The 679-nt window shown below is 43.2% G+C and carries 2 protein-coding genes; one reads left to right on the forward strand and one right to left on the reverse strand.

The window, feature by feature from the left end:
* Nucleotides 1–105: 105 nt before the first annotated feature.
* On the reverse strand, nt 106–261 hold the full coding sequence (locus A3766_RS29485) for a hypothetical protein (RefSeq protein WP_156490463.1): 156 nt from the start codon (nt 259–261) through the stop codon (nt 106–108).
* Nucleotides 262–444: 183 nt separating this feature from the next.
* On the opposite strand from A3766_RS29485, the gene A3766_RS07910 reads away from it, so the two are divergent.
* Nucleotides 445–679, forward strand: a 235-nt coding sequence (locus A3766_RS07910; RefSeq protein WP_156508775.1) for a hypothetical protein, incomplete at its 3' end; no start/stop codon positions are given.

Raw genomic sequence — 679 nt, forward strand, 5'->3', positions numbered from 1 at the left:
GGCTGATTAGAGGCTGGCCTTGGTCGACTACAGTGTCGTTTTCAGTTGCGTTGTCAGAAGTCTTACTCATGTCTTTACTATGCTTAGCTTATTACGGAGGCCATGTTATGACTGCTTAGGCTTGTCGTTTTGCGTATTGCTTTGAAGGTCTTTTGACGAATCAGGCTCTTTTGGTGCCTGAAACAGCTTGTCATACTCATCTCTTGGTAAGGGCTCGAACTCTTCAGCTTCTTTGAGCGTTTCAACTCCGTAGAAGTACATCCTGTTTTGCCGACTATCCTTGCTCATGCAATACAAATGATTTAAAATATTCAGAGGTTCCCTAGTTTTCAAATCTATTTTTAAGTGCCTAGGTCAGCTATTGTTGATAGCTATTAAAAGTAGTTGATCTTACAAGGTTTTTCAATGCGCTGACGCATGCGCTTTACAGGGAGTTTCGAGATTATGTTTAAGCACGGGACATGGGTTCTGTTAATTGCGGTTTTGATTACTGGATGTACTCAATCTCAGACAGAAACTGTTGATGGCATAGGTTCGGTCGAAGGTTTTTCCCCCGCCACCCAGATAACACAAAAAATGAATCAGGCTGTCGAAGCGCAACTTCCCCTCAAAGATTCTGAAGATATCGCACAATCCAAACGAGGCTTCATAGCCACGGTAGAAGGCCTTCAAGTATCCG

It is taken from the genome of Oleiphilus sp. HI0132 (assembly GCF_001635845.1).

Coding starts and splice junctions, on each gene's coding strand:
- A3766_RS29485 (WP_156490463.1), bottom strand. CDS start 261: ATGTACTTCTACGGAGTTGAAACGCTCAAAGAAGCTGAAGAGTTCGAG.